Source organism: Streptomyces sp. NPDC002088 (assembly GCF_040296605.1).
Lineage (GTDB): Bacteria > Actinomycetota > Actinomycetes > Streptomycetales > Streptomycetaceae > Streptomyces.
Map to the genome: position 1 here is coordinate 1 of NZ_JBEOXO010000009.1, position 21,873 is coordinate 21,873.

At 71.3% G+C, this 21,873-nt stretch carries 18 protein-coding genes; 6 read left to right on the forward strand and 12 right to left on the reverse strand.

The window, feature by feature from the left end:
• Nucleotides 1-366: 366 nt before the first annotated feature.
• Nucleotides 367-1,374, reverse strand: coding sequence for a stage II sporulation protein M (locus tag ABT114_RS20510; RefSeq protein ID WP_351144236.1), 1,008 nt, complete (start codon nucleotides 1,372-1,374; stop codon nucleotides 367-369).
• Nucleotides 1,375-1,503: 129 nt separating this feature from the next.
• On the opposite strand from ABT114_RS20510, the gene ABT114_RS20515 reads away from it, so the two are divergent.
• Nucleotides 1,504-2,490 (forward strand): RDD family protein, encoded by a 987-nt coding sequence (locus tag ABT114_RS20515; RefSeq protein WP_351144237.1) that lies wholly within the window; start codon nucleotides 1,504-1,506, stop codon nucleotides 2,488-2,490.
• Nucleotides 2,491-2,571: 81 nt separating this feature from the next.
• Here ABT114_RS20515 and ABT114_RS20520 read toward each other — a convergent pair whose 3' ends face one another.
• The gene (locus ABT114_RS20520) at nucleotides 2,572-3,186 is read right to left on the reverse strand and encodes a hypothetical protein (RefSeq protein ID WP_351144238.1); all 615 of its coding nucleotides are present in this window, start codon (nucleotides 3,184-3,186) and stop codon (nucleotides 2,572-2,574) included.
• A gap of 180 nt (nucleotides 3,187-3,366) precedes the next feature.
• Nucleotides 3,367-4,824: an adenosylhomocysteinase gene (ahcY, locus tag ABT114_RS20525; protein ID WP_351144239.1), complete on the reverse strand. Its 1,458-nt coding sequence runs from the start codon at nucleotides 4,822-4,824 to the stop codon at nucleotides 3,367-3,369.
• Nucleotides 4,825-5,313: 489 nt separating this feature from the next.
• Here ahcY and ABT114_RS20530 point away from each other — a divergent pair, with 489 nt between their 5' ends.
• From ABT114_RS20530 to ABT114_RS20540, 3 genes are all read left to right on the forward strand, one after another.
• Nucleotides 5,314-7,545: a fructose-specific PTS transporter subunit EIIC gene (locus tag ABT114_RS20530; RefSeq protein WP_351144240.1), complete on the forward strand. Its 2,232-nt coding sequence runs from the start codon at nucleotides 5,314-5,316 to the stop codon at nucleotides 7,543-7,545.
• 101 nt (nucleotides 7,546-7,646) lie between these two features.
• A complete protein-coding gene (lepB, locus tag ABT114_RS20535) occupies nucleotides 7,647-7,973 on the forward strand; it encodes a signal peptidase I (protein ID WP_351144241.1) in 327 nt (108 codons plus the stop codon).
• On the forward strand, nucleotides 7,970-8,320 hold the full coding sequence (locus tag ABT114_RS20540; protein WP_351144242.1) for a S26 family signal peptidase: 351 nt from the start codon (nucleotides 7,970-7,972) through the stop codon (nucleotides 8,318-8,320). The genes lepB and ABT114_RS20540 overlap by 4 nt, the downstream gene beginning before the upstream one ends.
• Nucleotides 8,321-8,323: 3 nt before the next feature.
• Here ABT114_RS20540 and ABT114_RS20545 read toward each other — a convergent pair whose 3' ends face one another.
• The 6 genes from ABT114_RS20545 to ABT114_RS20570 all read right to left on the reverse strand — a co-directional run bounded on the left by ABT114_RS20545 (nucleotide 8,324) and on the right by ABT114_RS20570 (nucleotide 14,120).
• The gene (locus ABT114_RS20545; RefSeq protein ID WP_351144243.1) at nucleotides 8,324-9,304 is read right to left on the reverse strand and encodes a cation diffusion facilitator family transporter; all 981 of its coding nucleotides are present in this window, start codon (nucleotides 9,302-9,304) and stop codon (nucleotides 8,324-8,326) included.
• Nucleotides 9,305-9,440: 136 nt separating this feature from the next.
• Nucleotides 9,441-10,592, reverse strand: a complete 1,152-nt coding sequence (gene manA / locus ABT114_RS20550; protein ID WP_351144244.1) for a mannose-6-phosphate isomerase, class I — start codon at nucleotides 10,590-10,592, stop codon at nucleotides 9,441-9,443.
• Nucleotides 10,593-10,657: 65 nt separating this feature from the next.
• A complete protein-coding gene (locus ABT114_RS20555; protein WP_351144245.1) occupies nucleotides 10,658-11,791 on the reverse strand; it encodes an SIS domain-containing protein in 1,134 nt (377 codons plus the stop codon).
• A 29-nt stretch (nucleotides 11,792-11,820) separates the two neighbouring features.
• Nucleotides 11,821-11,991: a Trm112 family protein gene (locus ABT114_RS20560; RefSeq protein WP_079054586.1), complete on the reverse strand. Its 171-nt coding sequence runs from the start codon at nucleotides 11,989-11,991 to the stop codon at nucleotides 11,821-11,823.
• A 253-nt stretch (nucleotides 11,992-12,244) separates the two neighbouring features.
• Nucleotides 12,245-13,609 carry a phosphomannomutase/phosphoglucomutase gene (locus tag ABT114_RS20565; RefSeq protein ID WP_351144246.1) on the reverse strand — a complete coding sequence of 455 codons (1,365 nt, stop codon included), beginning with the start codon at nucleotides 13,607-13,609 and terminating at the stop codon, nucleotides 12,245-12,247.
• A gap of 133 nt (nucleotides 13,610-13,742) precedes the next feature.
• A complete protein-coding gene (locus ABT114_RS20570; RefSeq protein WP_351144247.1) occupies nucleotides 13,743-14,120 on the reverse strand; it encodes a DUF3499 domain-containing protein in 378 nt (125 codons plus the stop codon).
• A gap of 332 nt (nucleotides 14,121-14,452) precedes the next feature.
• Here ABT114_RS20570 and ABT114_RS20575 point away from each other — a divergent pair, with 332 nt between their 5' ends.
• Nucleotides 14,453-14,902 (forward strand): metallopeptidase family protein, encoded by a 450-nt coding sequence (locus ABT114_RS20575; protein WP_351144519.1) that lies wholly within the window; start codon nucleotides 14,453-14,455, stop codon nucleotides 14,900-14,902.
• Nucleotides 14,903-15,004: 102 nt separating this feature from the next.
• Here the strand turns inward: ABT114_RS20575 and ABT114_RS20580 are convergent, their stop codons facing one another.
• From ABT114_RS20580 to ABT114_RS20590, 3 genes are all read right to left on the reverse strand, one after another.
• Nucleotides 15,005-16,504 carry a DUF5719 family protein gene (locus ABT114_RS20580; protein WP_351144248.1) on the reverse strand — a complete coding sequence of 500 codons (1,500 nt, stop codon included), beginning with the start codon at nucleotides 16,502-16,504 and terminating at the stop codon, nucleotides 15,005-15,007.
• Nucleotides 16,501-20,196: a glycosyltransferase family 2 protein gene (locus ABT114_RS20585; RefSeq protein ID WP_351144249.1), complete on the reverse strand. Its 3,696-nt coding sequence runs from the start codon at nucleotides 20,194-20,196 to the stop codon at nucleotides 16,501-16,503. The genes ABT114_RS20580 and ABT114_RS20585 overlap by 4 nt, the downstream gene beginning before the upstream one ends.
• Before the next feature lie 196 nt (nucleotides 20,197-20,392).
• Nucleotides 20,393-20,656, reverse strand: coding sequence for a WhiB family transcriptional regulator (locus ABT114_RS20590; protein ID WP_003975777.1), 264 nt, complete (start codon nucleotides 20,654-20,656; stop codon nucleotides 20,393-20,395).
• Nucleotides 20,657-21,337: 681 nt separating this feature from the next.
• Here ABT114_RS20590 and ABT114_RS20595 point away from each other — a divergent pair.
• Complete coding sequence (locus ABT114_RS20595; protein ID WP_351144250.1) at nucleotides 21,338-21,850, forward strand: cysteine dioxygenase; 513 nt, start codon at nucleotides 21,338-21,340, stop codon at nucleotides 21,848-21,850.
• Nucleotides 21,851-21,873: the final 23 nt, after the last annotated feature.

Genomic DNA, 21,873 nt, shown 5'->3' on the forward strand with positions numbered 1-21,873 from the left:
CACCCGAGAGACTCTCTCGCGGCTTTCCTCCGGGCGCTTCCCTTCGGTCTTGCGTTTCCGACTCTATCAGATCTTTTCTCGACCCGATTTCCTCGATGCTTTCCAGGTTCCCGCTCTCGCGTTTCCCTTTCCGGCGTTTCCGACTTTATCAGAAGTTTCGAGCCGTTTGATCGGCTACCCATTTCCGAATGATCGGGATGGCTTCTTCGAAATCAATGTTCCGAGAAGCAGGAAGACACTCACTGTCACCGACCGGACTAGATCCAGTTCCAGGCAACTGTTTGAATCTACCTCCCCACGCGGGCCGTGTCAACAGCTCTTGTGGGGCGAAGGAGAGATTAACAGCTCGGGAAGGGTGTTCGCACATCAGGCAGCCGTCGGCACCGAGGCGCTGCGCTCGGCCTCCTCGACGTCGCCCGTCTCCCCGTCTCGGGCGGCGCGGCCGCCCAGGACGTAGACGTACGTGAGGAAGGCCAGTTCCGCCGCGACTCCGATGCCTATGCGGGCCCAGGTCGGGAGGCCCGAAGGCGTGACGAAGCCTTCGATAGCGCCGGAGACGAAGAGGACCAGGGCAAGACCGATCGCCATGCCCACCGCGGCACGGCCCTCCTCGGCGAGGGCGGCGCGCCGGCTGCGCGGGCCGGGGTCGATGAGGGTCCAGCCGAGGCGGAGGCCTGTGCCTGCGGCTACGAAGACCGCGGTCAGTTCCAGGAGGCCGTGCGGGAGGAGGAGGCCCAGGAAGGTGTCGAGGCGGCCGGCGGAGGACATCAGGCCGAGGCCGACCCCGAGGTTGAGCATGTTCTCGAAGAGGATCCACAGGACCGGGAGGCCGAGGAAGACGCCGAGGACCAGGCACAGCGCTGCGGCCTCGGCGTTGTTCGTCCAGACCTGTGCCGCGAAGGCGGCCGCGGGATGGCTCGAGTAGTACGTCTCGTACTCGCCGCCTGGGCGGGTGAGCTCACGCAGTTCGCTGGGGGCCGCTATTGAGGACTGCACTTCGGGGTGGGCGCCGATCCACCAGCCGAGCAGGACCGCCACGACGGTGGACAGCAGCGCGGTGGGTACCCACCAGTGGCGGGACCGGTAGACGGCGGCGGGGAAACCATGGGCAAGGAAGCGTGTGACGTCACGCCACGAGGCGCGCCTGGTGCCGGTGACCGCACTACGCGCGCGCGCCACCAGTTGGCTGAGCCTGCCGGTCAGCTGGGGGTCCGGAGCGCTGGACTGGATCAGGGAAAGGTGTGTGGCGGTGCGCTGGTAAAGGACGACGAGTTCGTCGGCCTCGGCTCCGGTCAGGCGGCGCTGGCGTCGCAGCAGGGAGTCCAGGCGGTCCCACTCGGCTCGGTGGGCGGAGACGAAGACGTCGAGATCCATCGGTTTGCCTGCTCCTGGGCTGTTCGTCGGCGGCTCGTCGTTGTGTCGGCTTGTCGTACTGCGGCGCGGTGCGCCCTCAGCTTGGCAGACTGACCGTTCTCGGGGCAGGCCAGGGAAGGGACGGCGGACGTGAGTGAGCTGGTGACGGGCGAGGCGGTGGCGCTGGAGTTGCGCCCCGCAAGGCTGCCCAGCAGGGCGTTGGCCATTTTGCTCGATCTGGCCGTCGCGATGGTCGCCTACCTCGTCGTGACGGTGGCCTTGGTGTTGGCCACGGCTTCTTTGGACGAGGCCGCGCAGATCGCGGTGTCGATCGCGACGTTCCTGCTCGTGCTGGTGGGTGGGCCGATCGCGGTGGAGACGCTCAGTCACGGGCGTTCCCTCGGGAAGATGGCGGTCGGGCTGCGAGTGGTGCGGGACGACGGCGGGCCGATCCGGTTCCGGCACGCCCTGGTGCGGGGCGCGGTCGGAGTGGTCGAGATTCTGATGACGTTCGGGGTCGTGGCCGTCATCGCCTCGCTCGTTTCGGAGCGGGGGCGGCGGCTCGGTGACGTGTTCGCGGGGACTCTGGTCGTACGGGAGCGGGTCCCCGTGGCACGGACGCGCTTTGTGCCGCCGCCTCCGCCCTGGCTCGCCGGGCGGTTCTCCGGGCTTGACCTGTCCTCGGTTCCCGATGGTCTGTGGCTTGCGATCCGGCAGTACCTGACTCGGATGCAGCAGTTGGACCCGCAGGTCGGCTGGGCCATGGCGGCACGGCTTGCCGCCGATCTCGCGGATCGTACGGGGGCTCCGGTACCGCAGGGGGTGCCGCCGGCCGCCTATCTGGCAGCGGTGGTGCAGGAACGGCAGGTGCGGGAGGTCCGGCGGGCTTTCGGGAACGGGACGGCAGGGGGCTCGCCCGGCGTGGTCGGTGCCGCCGGCCCCGCTGTCAGCGGCCCCGCTGCCGGGCGTCCCGATATCGGTGGGGTGCCCCCGACCGCTATGCCGGTCACGTACGGTCCGCAGGCGTCGCCCGCGCGACCCGCTTCGGCGCCTTCGCCGCAGGCGACAGGGCCCTCTGTGCCGCAGGACGCGACGACGGCCGATCAGCCCTCCACCGGGTTCATACCCCCCGCGTGATCTTCCGGCGGTCCGGCAGGTTCGGTCCCTCTGCTCCGCCCTGCCCTTCCTGGCCCTCCAGCCAGTCCGCCCCGCGTCGCCTCACCCGAACACCGACGGCGGCGACTCCAGGTCCTCCAGCTCGATTCCAGGGGCCGCGAGCACCACGTCGCCGGCGATGTGCACGGCGTGCTGTTCGCCCGTGTCCAGGGCTGTGACCTGGTATTCGTCCACGGTCAGCGGGCCGTTGTCAGTGCCGTGTGTTTCTCTTTTCACCAAGGCCCAGGACTGGTCCACGGTGCGCGGGGCAAGGACCGGGTCCGTGAAGGCGACGAGACGTACACGGGTCGCGGAGGCAGAGGGGGTGAGGCGCAGGAGACGGGTGGTGGCGACGAGGAACGCGGGGGACGTGCCGGCGAAGGCGTGTGCGTGGACATTGCCTTCGGTGGCATGAGCGCCGGTGGGGTCCGTACGGACCCAGGTGACGCCGTCGAGGGCGGCGCCGCGGACCTGCCAGCCTCCTGCGTGGAGTTCGAGGCGGATGGGGCGGCCCAGCTCGTCGAGGGCGAGGTCGACCGAGCCGGTGTGGTCGCCCGAGGGGGAGGTCAACTGAGAGACGTAGCGCCAGCCGGAGGGGCCGGGGGCGCAGTGGAAGTGCTCTTCCGCGAGGGGGGTGTGATCGTGCGGATCGTGGAGCGAATAACGGCCGCGGGGCATGGGGGTCCTGGGTCTTGACGGGCTGGTCGGGACACCGCCACGAGCGGGGCCGGCCGTGAGGACGCCAACGGGGCAGGCCCCCGACACGGGGGTGCGGGGGCCTGCCTCGGAGGTGCTGCGGCCTGCTGCTGAGGAGCGCGTCAGCGCACGGACGCGCTCACAGCGGGCGGGACTGCGGACTCAGTAGCGGTAGTGGTCGGACTTGTACGGGCCCTCGACCTCGACGCCGATGTACGCCGCCTGCTCGGGGCGCAGCGTCGTCAGCTTCACGCCGAGTGCGTCCAGGTGGAGCCGGGCGACCTTCTCGTCGAGGTGCTTGGGCAGCGTGTACACACCGATCGGGTACTCCGACTGCTTGGTGAACAGCTCGATCTGGGCCAGCGTCTGGTCCGCGAAGGAGTTGGACATCACGAAGGAGGGGTGACCGGTGGCGTTGCCCAGGTTCAGCAGACGGCCCTCGGACAGCACGATGATCACCTTGCCGTCGGGGAACTTCCAGGTGTGGACCTGCGGCTTGACCTCGTCCTTGACGATGCCGGGGATCTTCGCCAGGCCGGCCATGTCGATCTCGTTGTCGAAGTGACCGATGTTGCCCACGATCGCCTGGTGCTTCATCTTGGCCATGTCCGAGGCCATGATGATGTCCTTGTTGCCGGTCGTGGTGACGAAGATGTCCGCCTTGTCGATGACCTCGTCGAGGGTCGTGACCTGGTAGCCGTCCATCGCCGCCTGCAGCGCGCAGATCGGGTCGATCTCCGTGACGATCACGCGGGCGCCCTGCCCGCGCAGGGACTCCGCGCAGCCCTTGCCCACGTCGCCGTAGCCGCAGACCACCGCGGTCTTGCCGCCGATGAGGACGTCGGTCGCACGGTTGATGCCGTCGATCAGGGAGTGGCGGCAGCCGTACTTGTTGTCGAACTTCGACTTCGTCACGGCGTCGTTCACGTTGATCGCCGGGAACAGGAGGACGCCGTCGCGCTGCATCTCGTACAGGCGGTGGACGCCGGTCGTGGTCTCCTCGGTCACGCCGCGGATCTCCGAGGCGAGCTGGGTCCACTTCTGCGAGCCGTCGGTGATCGTGCGGTTCAGCAGCTCGAGGATGACGCGGTGCTCGTCGGACTCGGCGGTGTCGGGCGAGGGGACCTTGCCGTCCTTCTCGTACTCGACGCCCTTGTGGACGAGGAGGGTGGCGTCACCGCCGTCGTCCAGGATCATGTTCGGGCCGCCGGTGGGGCTGTTCGGCCAGGTCAGCGCCTGCTCCGTGCACCACCAGTACTCCTCCAGGGTCTCGCCCTTCCAGGCGAAGACCGGGACGCCCTGCGGGTTCTCGGGCGTGCCGTTCGGGCCGACGGCGATGGCGGCGGCCGCGTGGTCCTGGGTGGAGAAGATGTTGCAGGACGCCCAGCGGACGTCCGCGCCCAGGGCGACCAGGGTCTCGATGAGGACGGCGGTCTGCACCGTCATGTGCAGGGAGCCGGTGACGCGGGCGCCCGCGAGGGGCTGCGTCTCGGCGTACTCCTTGCGGATCGACATCAGGCCGGGCATCTCGTGCTCGGCGAGGGTGATCTCCTTGCGGCCGAACTCGGCCAGGGAGAGGTCGGCGACCTTGAAGTCCTGTCGGTTGTCGACAGTCGTCATTGCGAGCTGCTCCTCGGGATTGGGGCGAGGTGGGTAGGGCTGGTCTGCGCGGCGGCGGACACAGGGGTGCCCGAAAGGGGACACAGGCATGCCCACGTGCGCGCAGCGCAGTCCGTCGGAGGCCCTCTCTCCCTCGGCCGGTCCGCTCTCGGACCGCCCGACCGCCATCAGCAGCGACGTCTGGCTCCACCCCAAGCTACACCGGCGGGCCCGGCCGCCCCCAGTCCGCCTCCGAACGCATCACGCCGATCACGACAGGCGACGGGCGGGCGGAGGCAAGCGTGGCGGGCCGTCGCAGGGACGACATCAGGTCTCACTCCGGAGCGGAGGGCAGAGGCTGACAAGCCCGCTGAACAGGGAGATTTCGCACCTTTGAGTCGGGCCGCAGATGTTGGCAGGATGCGAGGCGATCGGAACATCTGGCATCTGATCGATCTTGCGGGGCGTCTGGGACGGCGGCCCGCGTGACAAAGGCGTTAGGAGATCGACGTGACAAGTCCAGCCGGCCCTCCCCCCACGGGCAGCGGCGGTGGCGAGCAGAAGCGGCTGAAACTGCTCGCCGTGACCGCGTGCCCGACCGGCATCGCGCACACGTACATGGCGGCGGAGAAGCTCACGCAGGCCGCGGAGGACCGCGGCATCGACATGAAGGTGGAGACCCAGGGCTCCATCGGGGCTGAGAACGTCCTCGATGACAACGATGTCAGCACAGCCGAGGGCATCATCGTCGCCGCCGACAAGGATGTGGACCTGAGCCGTTTCGTCGGCAAGCGGGTCCTGACGGTCGGGGTCGCCGAGGGGATACGACACCCCGAGCAGCTGATCGACCAGGTGCGGTCGGCCCCCGTGCACATGGCGGACGGCACGGACGCCCCTGCCTCTACGGGCGGCAAGGAGCGCAGCGTCGCATACAAGGCCCTGATGAACGGGGTCAGCTACATGATCCCGTTCGTGGTGGTCGGCGGACTGCTGATCGCGGTCTCGCTGTCGCTCGGCGGGCACACGGACCCCTCCGGCGGTCTGGTCATCCCGAAGGACTCCTTCTGGATGGACGTGAACAACATCGGCGTCATCGGCTTCACGCTGATGGTGCCGATTCTGTCCGGGTACATCGCGTATGCCATCGGCGATCGGCCTGCGCTCGTGCCGGGCATGATCGGTGGCTGGATCGCCAACACCGGGTCGCTGTACGACTCCAAGGCGGGCGCGGGCTTCATCGGGGCGATCGTGACCGGGTTCCTCGCCGGGTACCTGGTGCTGTGGATCAAGAAGGTCAGGGTTCCGAAGTTCGTCCAGCCGATCATGCCGATCATCGTGATCCCGATCGTGGCGACAACGGCGCTGGGGCTGTTCTTCATCTACGTGATCGGTAAGCCGATCTCTTGGGTCTTCGAGCACCTGACCAGCTGGCTGAGCGGGATGACGGGAACGAGCGCGATCCTGCTCGGGGCGATACTCGGGCTCATGATCGCGTTCGACATGGGCGGGCCGGTCAACAAGACGGCGTTCCTGTTCGGCGCGGGGCTCATCGCGACCGGCAACCAGGCCGTCATGGGCATGTGTGCGGCCGCGATCCCGGTCATGCCGCTGGGCCAGGGACTGGCCACGCTGATCCGCAAGCGGCTCTATACCGAGCAGGAGCGGGAGACCGGTCTGGCCTCGCTGTTCATGGGCTGCTTCGGCATCTCCGAGGGCGCGATCCCGTTCGCGGCGGCACGGCCCGCGCAGGTCATCCCGGCCAATATGCTGGGCGGCGCGGTGGCCGGTGCGACAGCCGGGCTCGCCGGGGTCGAGGACGCGGTGCCGCACGGCGGGCCGATCGTGGCGGTGCTGGGCGCGGTGAGCGGGGTGCCGATGTTCTTCGCGGCCGTGGTGGTCGGCACGGCGGTCACGGCGCTGACGACGGTCGCGCTGATCGACTTCAGTGAACGCAAGCGGCGCGGGGAGCCCATCGCGGGAGGGATCGCGACCGCGTCCGAGCCCGCGCTGGTCGGGGCCGGTGCAGCTGTGCCGGGCGCTGGTGCCGTCGTGGCAGTGGCACCGGAACAGGCCACGCTCAGGGGCGCGCAGGCCGACCCGAGTGCGTCCGCCGCGAAGACGTCTGCCGGCGCGGGTGACGGCCAGGAAGCACCGGCAGCCCAAGCGGCGCCGGGCGCCGGTGCCGTCGCAGCCGTCGTACCGGAACAGGCCGCGCACGAGACCGCGCCGGCCGGCCCGAGCGCGCCCGCCGCAGCGGATGACGACCAGGAAGAGGCCGGCCGTGACGACGTCCTTTCCGGCTACCTCACCGATCGGACCGTGAAGATCCGGCTCGATGCCACCGGTAAGGAGGACGCGATCCGGGAGATGGCGGGGCTGCTGGCGCGGACCGGCCGGGTCGCGGATGTGGACGAGCTGGTGCGCACGGCGTTGCGGCGTGAGGAGCAGGGCACGACCGGGCTCGGGGAGGAGATCGCGATCCCCCACGCCAAGACGGACGCGGTCACCGAGCCCGTCGTCGGATTCGCGCGGTCCGCGGAGGGCGTCGAGTGGGGCTCCCTGGACGGCACGAGGGCCCGGCTGGTGTTCATGATCGCCGTACCGGAGGCGGCCGCGGGTGACGAGCATCTGCGGATCCTGGCGCTGCTGTCGCGGAAGCTGATGGACGCCGGGTTCCGGGAGCGGTTGCTGGCCGCGCCGGACGAGCGGGCCGTGCTCGGCGTGCTGCGCGAGGTCGGGTAGCCGAGGGGCCCGCGTCCGCCGGGGCGCGGGCCCGCATACAGCCCGCTCACAGCCAACCGCTAACGTCGCGCCCCCGGAGGTGCCGCATGGGGAGGGGTGCAATGTCGGGCAGAGGTCGGGGACTGGGAATCGCAGCCGTCGTGGTGGGGCTGTTGGGGCTGGTGCTGACGATCGGCTCGTTCGCGTACGGGCGGGAGGCGTACGGGGCCGCCATCGTGTCGAGTGCGAGCATGACGCCCACGTACGAGCCGGGAGACCGGATCGCGTACAAGCGGGTCGACGGGAGCGAGGTGCGGCGGGGCGATGTCGTCATGTACTCGGCGCCGGACCGCTACGGCTTCGACCAGCCCGTGATGCAGCGGGTCATCGGGGTGGGCGGTGACCATGTGGTGTGCTGCACGGGTGAGGGGGCCCGCGGATCACCGTGAACGGCAAGCCGCTCGCGGAGCCGTACGTGAAGGGCGGCGACGCCGACGGCGGCATGCACAAGCCGTACGACGTGAAGGTCCCGAAGGGGCGGCTGTTCCTGCTGGGCGACTACCGCGGGAACTCGAGGGACTCGCGGTTCTTCGAGTCCGATCACGACGGGACGGTGTCCACGGCCGCCGTCCGGGGCCGCGTCAGCGACGACTACACCGCTCTCGGTGTCATCGGGATCGGGATGATCATTGGGGTCGTTCTCGTCCTGACCGGCGGTGGACTGGGCATCGCCGCCTTCGTCGTACGGCGGCGGGCGGCGGTGTCGGTACCGCCGCCGTGGCCCATGCAGGTCTGACGGTCAGTGACCGGTGGCGTTCGGTGTGGGGCCGCCCGGCGTCGCCTCGCGGTCCGGACCCTTGGCGGCCTCGGCCTCGCTGTAGATGTCCGGCTCGAGATAGATGACGCGGGCGATCGGGACGGCCTCGCGAATACGGGCCTCGGCGGCGTTGATGGCGTTCGCGACCTCGGTCGCCGTGTCGTCGTGCTGGACGGCGATCTTGGCGGCGACCAGCAGTTCCTCGGGGCCGAGGTGGAGGGTGCGCATGTGGATGATGCCGGTGACCGTGTCGCCGTCGACGATCGCGCCCTCGATCTTCTCGACCTGATCTGCGCCGGCGGCCTCGCCGAGCAGCAGGGACTTGGTCTCGGCGGCGAGGACGAGGGCGATCAGGACGAGCAGGACACCGATGCAGACGGTGCCGATGCCGTCCCAGGTCCCGTCGCCGGTGAGCAGGGCGATGCCGACGCCGCCGAGGGCGAGGACCAGACCGATCAGCGCGCCGAAGTCCTCCAGGAGGACGACCGGCAGCTCGGGGGCCTTGGCGCGGCGGACGAACTGCGACCAGGACAGCGCCCCGCGCAGCTCGTTGGACTCCTTGATGGCCGTGCGGAAGGAGAAGCCCTCGGCGATGATCGCGAAGACCAGGACGCCGACCGGCCAGTACCAGTGCTCCACCTCGTGCGGGTGCTTGATCTTCTCGTAGCCCTCGTAGATGGCGAACATGCCGCCGACCGAGAAGAGGACGATCGAGACGAGGAAGGCGTAGATGTAGCGCTCGCGGCCGTAGCCGAAGGGGTGCTGCGGGGTCGCCTCGCGCTGCGCCTTCTTGCCGCCGACCAACAGCAGGAACTGGTTGCCGGAGTCGGCGAGCGAGTGCACGCCTTCGGCGAGCATCGACGACGAACCGCTGAACGCGAACGCCACGAACTTCGATGCCGCGATCGCGAGGTTGGCACCGAGTGCCGCCACGATCGCCTTGTTGCCGCCTGACGCGCTCATGTGTTCGCGTTGTCCCTTCGCCTTCGTGCGTACGCCGTGCGGGGTCCTGCCTCGTCGCGGCTTTGCCCGCCCTTTGCCGGTGGGCCATTCTTGCAGCCCTGTCCGGCAACGGCGCGTCAGGTGTCCACAACCCCGGTCATACGATCACAGTGGCCCGGAAGACCGTGCCCGCTCCGGACACTTCGGCCGTTTCGCCCGCCGGTACGAAGACCGACTGGCCGGGGCCCAGCTCGTGTTCGCCCGCCCGCACGGTACCGGCCGTACAGAGCAGGATCTGCGGGGTGGCGCGGGTGAGGTCGCGGGCGGGGCCGCCCTCCGGCAGGACGTACCGGGACAGCCGGAACTCGTCGATGGGGGTCTCGTAGACCTCCTCGCCGTCGGGGGATGCCTCCGGGCGCAGTACGCCGGGGTCGCCGGGCTCGAAGCGGACGATGCGCAGGAGTTCGGGGACGTCGACGTGCTTGGGGGTCAGGCCGCAGCGCAGGACGTTGTCGGAGTTGGCCATGATCTCGACGCCGAGGCCGCTGAAGTAGGCGTGCGGGATGCCGGCGCCGAGGAAAAGGGCCTCGCCGGGCTGGAGCCGGACGTGGTTGAGGAGTATCGCGGCGATGACGCCGGGGTCGCCCGGGTAGTGGTGGGCGAGACCGGCGTAGGGGGCGTACTCGCCGCCGAGGCGGTCGCAGGCGGCCGCGGCCTCGGCGACGGTGTGGGCCATCTCCTCGCGGTCGGCGGTGAGGATCGCGGTGAGGACCTCACGCAGGGCCGCGTCCTCGGGGTGGGCGTGCAGCACGTCGACGTACGGCTTGAGGGAGTCGACGCCGAGGCCGTCGAGCAGGTCGGCGGCCCGGAGCGGGTCGCGGAAGCCGCACAGGCCGTCGAACTCGGTGAGCGCGCAGATCAGTTCGGGCTTGTGGTTGGCGTCCTTGTAGTTGCGGTGCGGGGCGTCGACGGGGATGCCGCGGCGCTCCTCGTCCGCGTACCCCTCCTTCGCCTGTTCCAGGTCGGGGTGCACCTGGAGGGAGAGCGGGGCGCCGGCGGCGAGGATCTTGAGGAGGAAGGGGAGGCGGGGGCCGAATGTGGCCACGGCCGCCGGGCCGAGTTCCCTCTCGGGGTCCGCGTCGATGACCTCGACGAGCGTGCCGCGCGCCGTGCGCGAGGGTGCGCCGGGGTGGGCGCCCATCCACATCTCCGCCTGCGGCTCGCCGGTCGGTTCGATGCCGAGCAGCGTCGGGATGGCGGTGATGGAACCCCAGGCGTAGGGGCGGACGGTGTTGTCGAGGCGATCCATGCTGTGTCTTTGTCTCCGTACGTACGCCGCTCGGCGAGCGCTGGTCAGAAGGTGCGGACCCAGGATCAGGCGCTCGAGGCGAGCGCCAGGTAAACGGCGGCGAAATCCGTGATGGCGATCAGTTCCGCGAGGGTCTCCAGTTCGCCGCCGGGTTCCGGCTCCAGTTCGCTGATCGCCGTGTCGTGGCTGAGGGCCAGGTCACGGGCGGACGGGGCGGCGGTCAGGCCGCCGATCGGACGGTCGCGGAGCAGCACCACGCGCGCGTGGAAGGCGGGCGGCTCCTCCACGCGGTCGCGGAAGAAGTCGTCGGGGTCGGCGCTGGCGGCGAGCGGGCCGGCCAGCAGGGCGCTGTGCGCGGCGAGTGCCTCGGGCAGTTCGGCGACGACGGCGGGGCGGCCGGCGAGTTCGGCGAGGGCCGCGGAGAAGCGGCGGCCCGCCGGGCCGGCCGAGATGCCCTCGGTCCAGATCACCGGGAGTGAGTCGGCGAGTTCGGCGGCCAGGGTCTTGGCGGGGTTGCTGTACGTCGCGATGGCGGGACCGCAGCGTTCGGCGATCTGGTCGAGGCGGTCGGCGACCTTCTCGACGGCGTCCGGTGGGGCGGTGAGCAGGCCTACGCGGTCCAGGAGGGCGAGCAGCGGGGTCAGCAGCGCCCAGAAGACGCCGGGGGCGGACGCGGCGAGGGGTTGTTCGTCCTGCTCGTCGTACGGGGCTGTCGCCATCGGTACGAAGAGGCCGTGGGCGCCTTCCACCGCTTCGGCGAGCGGGGTTCCGGCGGGGGCCACGGCGACGACGGAGCAGCCTCGGCGGTAGGCCTGGTCGGTGAGGAGGGAGAGGGACGGTTCGCTGCCGTCGGGGGTGGCGATCAGCAGCAGGTCGACCGAGCCTGCCCAGCCGGGGAGTTCCCAGCGCAGGGCGCCGGCGGCCGGGGCGACGCCGGTGGGAGCCAGGCGGGTGACGGGGCTGCCGACGCCGGCGAGGGTGCCGAGCAGGTCCGCGGCGCAGGTGGCGGCGGCGCCGGGGCCCGCGATGAGGACGGCGCGGGGGCGGCCGTCGGGCTTCAGGTCGTGGACGCCGGCCTCGGTGGCGTGCCGGGCGGCCGTGCGCACGCGGGCGCCTGCCTCGGCAGCGCCGCGCAGGAGGGCGCGGCGGTCGGCCTCGGCGAGGGCCTCCGGCGTGTCGAGCAGCGATTCGTCGAGCATGGGCGGCAGTCTCCGATCGCCGGTCGTCGTTACGCGGGGCGGCGGGCCTCGTCGACGAGGAGGACGGGGATGCCGTCGCGCACGGGGTATGCCAGGCCGCAGTCCTGGCCGGTGCAGATCAACTCGGATTCCTGCTCCTTGAGGGGGGCGTGGCAGGCCGGGCAGGCGAGGATCTCCAGGAGGCCGGCTTCGAGCGGCATTGGGGGTTCCCTTCGGCGGGTACGTGTTTGCGCGTGCGTGCTGCGTGTACGCGCGCGTGTGCGGATGTGCCTGGTCAGGGTACCGCCGGTGGGGGCGGGTTGCGGGGGTTGGACGACGCGGGGTGATCCGGCGGGCGGCGCCGGTGTCTCCGGTGTGGGGTTTCGCCCTCGCGGTCCTCGTCCGTTCCCCCCGCTCCCCTCCGTTCCCCTCGCTCCCCTCGCTTTACGGAGGAGGCACGACGACGGTGCGGGGTCAGGCTCGGATGATCGACAGGACCTCGTCCCGTACCTTCGCCATCATCGTCTCGTCCCGTGCCTCCGCGTTGAGGCGGAGCAGCGGTTCCGTGTTGGAGGGGCGGACGTTGAACCACCAGTCGGGGGTGGTGATGGTCAGGCCGTCCAGTTCGTCCAGGGTGACGTCCTCGCGGTTCTCGTACGCCGCCTTGATCGCGGCGAGGCGGTCGGCCTGGTCGGCGACGGTGGAGTTGATCTCGCCGGAGCCGCTGTAGCGGTCGTACTGTGCCACCAGGCCCGACAGGGGGCCCTCCTGGCCACCGAGGGCCGCCAGGACGTGCAGGGCGGCCAGCATGCCCGTGTCGGCGTTCCAGAAGTCCTTGAAGTAGTAGTGGGCGGAGTGCTCGCCGCCGAAGATCGCACCCGAGTTCGCCATCTCGGCCTTGATGAAGGAGTGGCCGACACGGGTGCGGACCGGGGTGCCGCCGTTCTCCTTCACCACTTCGGGGACCGTCGAGGACGTGATGAGGTTGTGGATGACCGTGCCCCTGCCGCCGTTCCTGGCGAGTTCGCGCGCAGCGACCAGGGCGGTGATCGCGGACGGCGAGACGGGGTCGCCGTGCTCGTCGACCACGAAGCAGCGGTCGGCGTCGCCGTCGAAGGCGATGCCGAGATCGGCGCCCTCATCGGCGACCCGCTTCTGCAGGTCCACGATGTTCGCCGGGTCCAGCGGGTTCGCCTCGTGGTTGGGGAACGTGCCGTCCAGTTCGAAGTACATGGGGACGACGGTCAGGGGCAGGCCTCCGAAGACCGTGGGGACCGTGTGGCCGCCCATGCCGTTGCCCGCGTCGACGACGACCTTCAGGGGGCGGATGGAGGTCAGGTCGACGAGAGAGCGGAGGTAGGCCGCGTAGTCCTCCAACGTGTCGCGCCGGGTGATGGTTCCCCGTGTCGCCGCCGGCTCGGGGGCGCCCGACTCCGTCCACCGCTCGGCCAGTTCACGGATCTCGGCCAGGCCCGTGTCCTGGCCGACCGGCGCCGCACCGGCACGGCACAGCTTGATGCCGTTGTACTGGGCCGGGTTGTGCGAGGCCGTGAACATCGCGCCCGGGAGGCCGAACGCGCCCGACGCGTAGTACAGCTGGTCCGTCGAGCAGAGGCCGATCTCGGTGACGTCCACGCCGCGTGCCGCCGCGCCCCGCGCGAAGGCACGGGACAGGCCGGGCGACGACGGCCGCATGTCGTGGCCGATCACGATCGCGTCCGCGCCGGTCACCTGGACGAAGGCCGCCCCGAAGAACTCGGCCAGCGACTCGTCCCACTGGTCCGGGACCACCCCGCGTACGTCGTACGCCTTCACGATCTGTGACAGATCAGCAGCCACGGCCACCCCTCCTGAAAGTCCTGTCGGTCGCCCCAAACTACCCGTACCGGCTGACAGTGCACTGTGTGGACGCAGAGTGGACCCCCGGCCGTGACCTCAGGTCAGGGCGGCAGTCGGTCAAGGGCCGGTGGGATCAGTTGTCCGGCGAGCGCAGCACCCGCAGATGGCCGCGGCGCGCGACCTCCATCGGGTCCGCCGTGCGCGCCCCGCCGCCACCGGCCCCGGCCGCCCGCTCCTGAGGGCGGGCGGCCTCGCGTACGGCGTTGGCCAGCGCCTCCAGATCGTCACCACTGGGCCGCGCGGGAGCCGAAGCGTCCAGGAGCCGGACGACCTCCCAGCCGCGCGGGGCGGTGAGGCGCTCGGAGTGCTCGGCGCACAGGTCGTAGCAGTGGGGTTCGGCGTAGGTGGCGAGCGGGCCGAGGACCGCGGTCGAGTCGGCGTAGACGTACGTCAGCGTCGCAACGGCAGGACGGCCGCAGGCGGTGCGCGAACAGCGACGTACAGGGCTCACGACGTTGGACGGTACCGCACTCTTGAGCGGGCCGCGACGACTCTCCCCCAGGTCACTCCACCGTGTCGTGTTGTGAAGCGCCCCACACGCCCCTCCGGGCACACCCTGCTGACCTGCCCCGACACCCGCTTTCGAGGCCTCGAACGGTCCCGAATCCGGTCACGACTCGGCACAAACACCGTCAATTGCCTTGAGATCGACGGTCCCGGAGGGATACAGAAACGAGCCCAACCTTGGCTGGAATGGTCATCCTGCGACATGCCGCACAGGTGGGCCGGATGCCGCGTGGGGGCCGGGCGGGTGGTCCCGGCGGGGACTACGCTTCACCGGTGATGGACAACCCCGTACCGCCCCCGGCCGTCGGCCCCGGACCCCGCCGTCGTGATCGCCACGGGCGCGGCATGCGCGGCCCGATCGCACCTCCACAGGTGCCACTCGCCGCGAGCCGTGCCGACGCCTTCGCGGATCTGGTGCAGGACTCCGTGGACCGCCTGGAGCGGCGCTGGCCGCAGCTCGCGGACATCGACTTCCTCGTGCTGGAGGTGCCTCGGTTGGACGGGCCGGCCGAGCCCTGGAACGACGAGGCGGTGCCGCTCGGCGGGACGGTTCCCGCGCGCGAGGGGCGACGGGCGCGAGTCGTGGTGTACCGGCGGCCGGTCGAGATCCGCACGAAGGGGCGCGACGAGCGGGCGGCGCTGGTGCACGAGATCGTCGTCGAGCAGGTCGCCGAGCTGCTGGGGCTGACCCCGGAGACGGTGGATCCGCGGTACGGGGAGGACTGAGCCGCCCGCGGACCGACCGCAGCGCCGAGCGCCCTGCTCCGACAGCCGCCCTGAGTCGACAGCCGTGCTCCTTCTGCGGACGCCTGCTTCTTCTGCGGACGCCTACTTCTGCAGCACCGACAGGTCCTCGTCGGCCTTGGGCACCGCCACCGTCCCCCGGTCGTCCGGCAGGGTCTGGACGGTGAAGCCCGGGATGCCGTCCTCCGTCGCCGCGAGGGTGCGGGCGGCGTACACCGGGCCGCCCGACACCGGCTCGACGGTCAGGGCGTAGGTGCCCCTCAGGCCGCTCGGGACCGGGGCCTCGACATCCTGGGTCGTGCCGCTCTTGATGGTGAACGTCTGCGTCGCCGTGGTGCCGCCCTCGCTGCCCGCGGACGCCGTGACCTTGACCTTCGCGGTGCCGTTGGGGGCGGTCAGGGACAGCGTGGTGCCCTTGGCACTGTTGTCGGCGACCGTCGCGCGCGTGCCGACGGGACTCGTGGCGGGGATGAACGCCGTCTCCTGTCCGGTGCCCTTGCCGCGGATCACGCGTAGAGCTGCGACGACGGGCACGGACTGGTCCGTCGGCGTCAGGACCAAGGAGCCCGCCTCCCCGCGCGTGACGTCGCCGAGGTCGACGGCGGTCGACATGCCCGACTTCACGTGCAGCGTCTCGTGCCCGGCGGGGGTGATCAGACCGGAGGGGGAGGCCAGACGCACCTTCAGGTCGGCGTCGGCGTCCCCGGGGGTGAAGGCGATCAGGCTCACGTCCGTGGCGTCCTTCGGGATGCCCGGCAGGACAAGGCTGCCCGCCGGGTCGGTGGACGCGGCCAGCCAGTCGCCGCCGAGCTTGTCGTCCAGGGCCTGTACGGCGGCGCCGACCCGCCCGCTGCGGACGTTCACGTGCACGGTGAGGCCGTCCTGCTTCTCACCGGTGAGCGTGGACAGCAGGATCGGCTCGCTGGAGTGCGGCTGGACGGTGATGCCCTCCCCCACCGTCGACTCCAGGGCGCCGTCCTTGCCGTAGAGCTCGATGTCGACGACCGCGGCGGAGTCGTCGGGGTTGGTCATGTGGACGTAGTCCGTGCGGTCGGCGGTGGTGCTGACGCCGGGGAACCAGAACTCCGTGTCCGGTGCCGTGCAGTTGACGCCCTGCAGGCCGCGGCCCATGCCCGCGACGACCTCCGTGGTCTCCTGAACCGTCCAGCCGGGGGCGGACTTCCCCTCGGCGGTGCCGACGAGCGCGGGCGTGTCACCGCCGGAGGTGTCCCCGGTGGCCGGTGTGCCGGGCTCCTTGGGCGTCAGTACGGGCTTGGCGGCCTTCTTCTTGTCGCTCTTCGCGCTGCTCGTGCCGTCGGCCGACTCCTGTGTGGCGGACTGGAGTTCGGCTGAACCGCTGCTCCCCGTGCCCTTGGTGACGGGCGTGAAGGACGTGTACGACGTCTCGGCGAGGTCGGAGGTGCTGGGCGCCGGGCAGAGCAGGGTCGTGCGCTCCACGGGCTGCTGGGCGGCCGCTTTGGCGGTGTCCGCGCCGGCGGCGTCCGGCGTGGTGAGCGCGGCGAATCCGGTGACGGCGGCGAGCGCGGCCGTGCCGGCGATCAGGGACAGGGTGGTGCGGTTCACTGCTGACTCCCGTCGGGGCGCTCACTGCCGGTGCCGTCCGGCTGCGCCGGGTCGTACGTCGCGTCGTAGCCCTGCGGGTACGACGGGTCGTAGGCCTGGTCGTACGACGCCGGCTGGGCCTGGCCGCCGTAGGCGTACGGGTCGTACTGGCCACCCTGGTACGGGTCCGCCTGGTAGGGGTCGGCCTGGTACGCCTGGTCGTACGCGCCCGCCGGGTACTGCTGGGCGCCCTGGTACTGCTGCTCGTTGCCGTAGGTGCCGTACTCGGCGCCCTGGTAGCTCGCCGCGTCCCAGTCGCCGTACGACTGCTGCTGGGGTACCGCGACGGGTGTCTCCTCCTGCGGATCCTGTGGAGGAGACGGGACCTCCGCGTCCTGGGCGGTCTCCTCGGCCTCGGCCTGGGCGCGCAGGCGGCGGGCGCGGCGGCCCTCGCCGGCGACGGCCTGGGCGGGGACGGACGGCTCCTCGGGGAGGTCGTCGTCGATGTCCCGGCGCCGGCCGGGCAGGGCGAGCACGACGAGGACGACGGCGAGGGCGCCCTGGACCCACAGCCAGACGGTGTGGCCGATCGGGCCGTCGTAGGTGACGTCCAGCTTCCCGCCGGACGCGGGGAGCTCGAAGCCCTGGGCCCAGCCGTCGACGGTGGTGCGGGTGAGCGGCTTGCCGTCCAGGGTGGCGGTCCAGCCGTCGGCGGCGGACTCGGCCAGGCGCAGGACTCGGCCGTCGGAGCCGGCGGGGATCTTGGTGTGGATCTCGACCGGGCCTGCGGCGACCGGCTTCGGGGTGCCCGAGCCGGACGCGGAGACGATGGCGGCGCGTGAGACCTCCTGGTCGACCCGCCACAGGGCGCTGCCGTCCTGCTGGCTGAGCCGGGACAGGCCGGGGGTGGCGTCCAGGACGCGGGTGACGTCGCGGGGCGCGCCCTTGTGGACGAGGACGTAGCGCACGGCGAAGGCGCCGAGCTGGTCGGCCTGGTCGGCGCCGGAGCCGGCGACGAGGTTGGCGACGACCTTGTCGAGCTTGCCGTTCTCGCCGTCGGCCGCGGCGAGTTCGGCGTCGCCGAGGCGGGCGCCGGAGCCGCGGACCAGCGTGTAGCCGACGCGGGACGTGGAGTCGCTGTCGAGGACCAGGGTGCGGGCCTGGTCGCGGGTGCTGCCTTCCTCGGCGACGAACGCGGGCACCTGCACCGGATCGCGCCGCTCCAACGGACCGTCGGCGCCGCCGATCATCCAGCCGACGGCGACGAGCAGCGGGCCCGCGGCCGAGGCGAAGGCGATCAGCGCGGCCACCGGCTGGCGCCAGCCGAAGCTCTGCTCGGCGACACGCGCGCGTGCCCCGTCCGCGCCGAGTGCCGCGGCGGACAGAAGGGCGAGGCCGTAGACGAGGGTCGCGGGGCCGGCCCAGGTGGAGCTGTTGGACAGGACCGCGAAGACGAGGCCCACCAGGGCGGCCGCCCAGGCCTTCCAGATGCCGGACTGGCGCTCGGAGCGCAGCAGGGCGGCCAGCGCCGCGAGCACGATGCCGATGAGCATCAGCCCGTTGACCGTGCCGGGGCCGCCCGGACTGACGCCGAGCAGGTCGAGGGCGGAGGCGGCCGAGGAGCCGTACTCGAGACCGGCCTCCCTGAAGAAGCCGAACGGCAGCAGGGACAGCGACCAGGGGGCGAGGACCAGCAGGGGGGTGCCCAACTGGGCCAGGAAGCGCAGCCCGTGGGCGACGAGGTCACCGCGGCGCACCACCAGCACCCCGATGCCGAGGACCAGCGCGATCGGCCACACGATCGGCGTGAACGCGGTGGTGATGGTCAGCAGCAGCGCGTACGCCCAGGTCGCGCGCCAACTGCCGCGCGCGCCGGAGACGTTCGCCAGGCCGGCGGCCGCGATGCCCGCGCGCGCCATGAGCGGCAGCAGCACGGCCAGGACCGCGGTGCCGATCCGGCCGCCCGCGAGCGCGCCGGTCGCGGCGGGCAGGAAGGCGTAGACGACGGCCGCCCACGCGCGCAGGAGGCGCGACTCGACGAGCGGGCGGGAGGCGAAGTAGGCCGTGAGGCCGGCCAGCGGCACCGAGCAGACCAGCAGGACGGTGACGGCGAGTCCGGTCGAGCCGGCCAGGAGCGAGGCGAGCGTCGCCACGATCGCCAGGTACGGCGGTGCGGACGGGGTGCCGCCCGCGCCCACCGGATGCCAGGCGTCCAGATAGCGCGACCACAGCTCGCCGACGTCGGCCGGGGCGGGCAGCAGGGCGCCGCCCGCGAGCGCGCCGGAGCCGAGGAGTCCACGGCAGGCGACCAGGGAGACGAGCAGCAGCACCAGGAAGAGCACTGGGCCGGGCTTGCGGGCGATGCGCTTGAGGCGGGCGAACTGCTCGATCTCCAGGAAGTCGGCGTCGTCGCCGCCGGGCCCGGACTCGATGGCCCCGCCGTGCCGTCCCGCGCCCGCGGCGGCCTCGGAGTCGGAGCTGCCGACGAGGCTGCCCGCGACCTGTTCCACGGTGGCCCGCACGGTCGCGCCGGGTGGCGGGAACAGCGCCCGCAGCTCGCCCTTGTCGACCTGCGGGCTGCCCCGCCTGCGTCGCCCGGCGATGATCCGCTCGGGCCGCAGCAGGGTGCCCAGGAGACCGCGGATCTCGTCGACGGCCTGGCCGGGGACCTTGCCGACGAGGTAGGCGACGGTCCGCAGGAGCGTGCCGAGGACGAGGCGCAGCAGGACCCAGGGCAGGACGGCCGTACGCGTGTTGACGAGCAGGGTGTAGACGGCGCCCGCCTTGTCGACCTTGTGCGGGGAGGCCGTGGTGCGGCCCGCGCAGTCGACGGCGCGGCGCTCGCGGGAGGCCGCTTCGGCGTGTCGTACGACCGCCTCGGGGGCGACGAGGACGCGGTGGCCGGCGGCGTTGGCCCGCCAGCACAGGTCGACGTCGTCGCGCATCAGGGGCAGTCGGCGGTCGAAGCCGCCGAGCTGCTCGAAGACGTCGCGCCGGATCAGCATGCCGGCGGTGGAGACGGACAGCACGGGCCGGATGTGGTCGTGCTGGCCCTGGTCCTGTTCGCGGCGGTCCAGGCCGGTCCAGCGGCGGCCGGAGTGGGCGATGGAGACGCCGACCTCCAGCAGCTGCCGGCGGTCGTACCAGCCGCGCAGCTTGGGGCCGACGACGGCCACGTCGTCGCGCCCCAGTTCGAGTTCGTTCTCCACGACCCGCAGCAGCTCGGCCAGGGCGTCGGGTTCGGGGGCGCAGTCGTCGTGCAGCAGCCACAGCCACTGGACCGGCTCTCCGTGGGGGAGCTCCGGCAGGTCGTAGGCGTCGTCGCGCCACGTGCGCGAGACGGGGTCCCAGCCGCTCGGGCGCTTGAGGTACGGCAGCTCGTCCGGGGTGAGGACCGGGGCCGAGCGGTTGGCCTCCTCGACGGCCTGGCCGAAACCGGTGCGCCGGGCGAGGTGCAGTACGCGGTCGGCGCCGAGGGCGTCGGTGACCAGCTGGGCGGAGTCGTCCGCGCTGCCGGTGTCGGCCGCCATGACGTACTGAACGGGGCGCTCCTGGCCGAGCAGCCCGGCGAGCGCGTCGGGCAGCCAGCGGGCGCCGTCGTGGGCGACGAGGACTGCCGTCACCACGTGGCGCGGAAACTCGGGCGGGCGGGTCGGGTCGAACCCCGCGGTGGCAGCGTCTTGTTGGGCTGCCGTGTGGCTGTGCACGGACATCGAGGTACGGGCCCCGGTTCGGTGGACTGCGGTGGACACCTGTGCCCACAGGGGGCAGCGGGGCGTCTCGGACGAGCGACCACACTATCGGCTGGGCAGCACAGCGGCCCGCCGCCTGTGGATAACCCACCTGCGACGGGCCGTTCGCGACGTATGTACGTGATGGTCCGCTGTGCGTGATCTTCGTGTCGTTCGGTCAGACGGCGGCCTTTTTCAGTCGGCGGCGCTCACGTTCGGACAGGCCGCCCCAGATGCCGAAGCGCTCGTCGTTGGCGAGGGCGTACTCGAGGCACTCGGAGCGGACCTCACAGGCGAGGCAGACCTTCTTGGCCTCGCGGGTGGAACCGCCCTTCTCGGGGAAGAAGGACTCGGGGTCGGTCTGGGCGCACAGCGCGCGCTCCTGCCAGCCGAGTTCCTCGTCCGCGTCGTCGACCAGCAGTTGCTGCACCAGCTCGGTCATGTGCGCCCCTCGTCTGTCTTTCGCGTCCCCGTGCCGTGGCCGTTACCGATTTCGGCTGAACGACACGAGTGAAATTACAAGTGTGCTGCTCCGGGCGAGTCAAGCCGAGATCTGCTATTGAGCCCCTTATTCACTCTGCGGAACCAAGGTCATGCGGAAAGTGTTCAAATCGGCATAAACCTTGGCACACATGCGAGGGCCCCCCGAACGGGCCTCGCGGCCCGGCACAGACCCTGTACGGAGAAGGACGTCAAGATGTTCGATCTCGTTCCGATGCGCACAACGAGGCCTGCGCGCCCGGTTGTGCGCCATGTGTCCGGGCGGGCGCGTGAACAAACCTTTCACCTGGGAGATGAACCGGAAGAGGTGAAACATGTCCCACATACCGGGCGCCGGGTTGACAGCGAAGGTGTGAACCGATGTCCTTGTGGGCATGCTCGCGAACTTGGCACTCACCACGACCCGCACCGCCGGGTCCCACGGTGCTGCCCGCGCGTGCTGTAGCTGTTGCTGTTCCAGCTGTTGAGCCCAACGCGCTCCGGCTGCCACTGAGTCCACCGCGACTCGGCTGCTTGTTCCCCAGGCCCGCACCAGGGCACCCCTCTCGCCCGTGATCCGGGCGGACGGCACGCGACACCCAGCCAGCCCCCCACTCTTCCGCCGAGGAACCACCGCACCCCGATGAACAGCGACAGCGACCTCCAGATCGCCGGCGACATCCTCGAAGTCCCGCACCTCCTTCAGGCGCCGCGCGAACACCCGGCCACCGTGGCCGACTTCGTCGGCCTCGCCCGCTCCATCGCCGCCGACCGCGCCCAGTGGGCGCACCTCGTCCAGTACGACGCCACCACACGCTGGTACCACCGGCTGCGCACCGGCCCCGGCTACGAGGTGTGGCTGCTGTCCTGGGTGCCCGGGCAGGGCAGCGGACTGCACGACCACGGCCGCTCCTCCGGTGTGCTGACCGTCCTGGACGGCGCGCTCACCGAGCGCACGGACCGGGGCACGCGCGCGTTGGGCGCGGGCGCCCAGAGGGTGTTCGCACCGGGGTACGTGCACGAGGTGGTCAACGACGCGCTGGAGCCCGCGGTCAGCCTGCACGTCTACTTCCCGGGTCTGACCGAGATGCCGATGCACGCGCCGCAGTGCTCTGCGCCGGCGACGTACGACTCGGTGGACGCCGTGAGCGCGTGAGGGGTGTCCACAGCCGGGGGGAT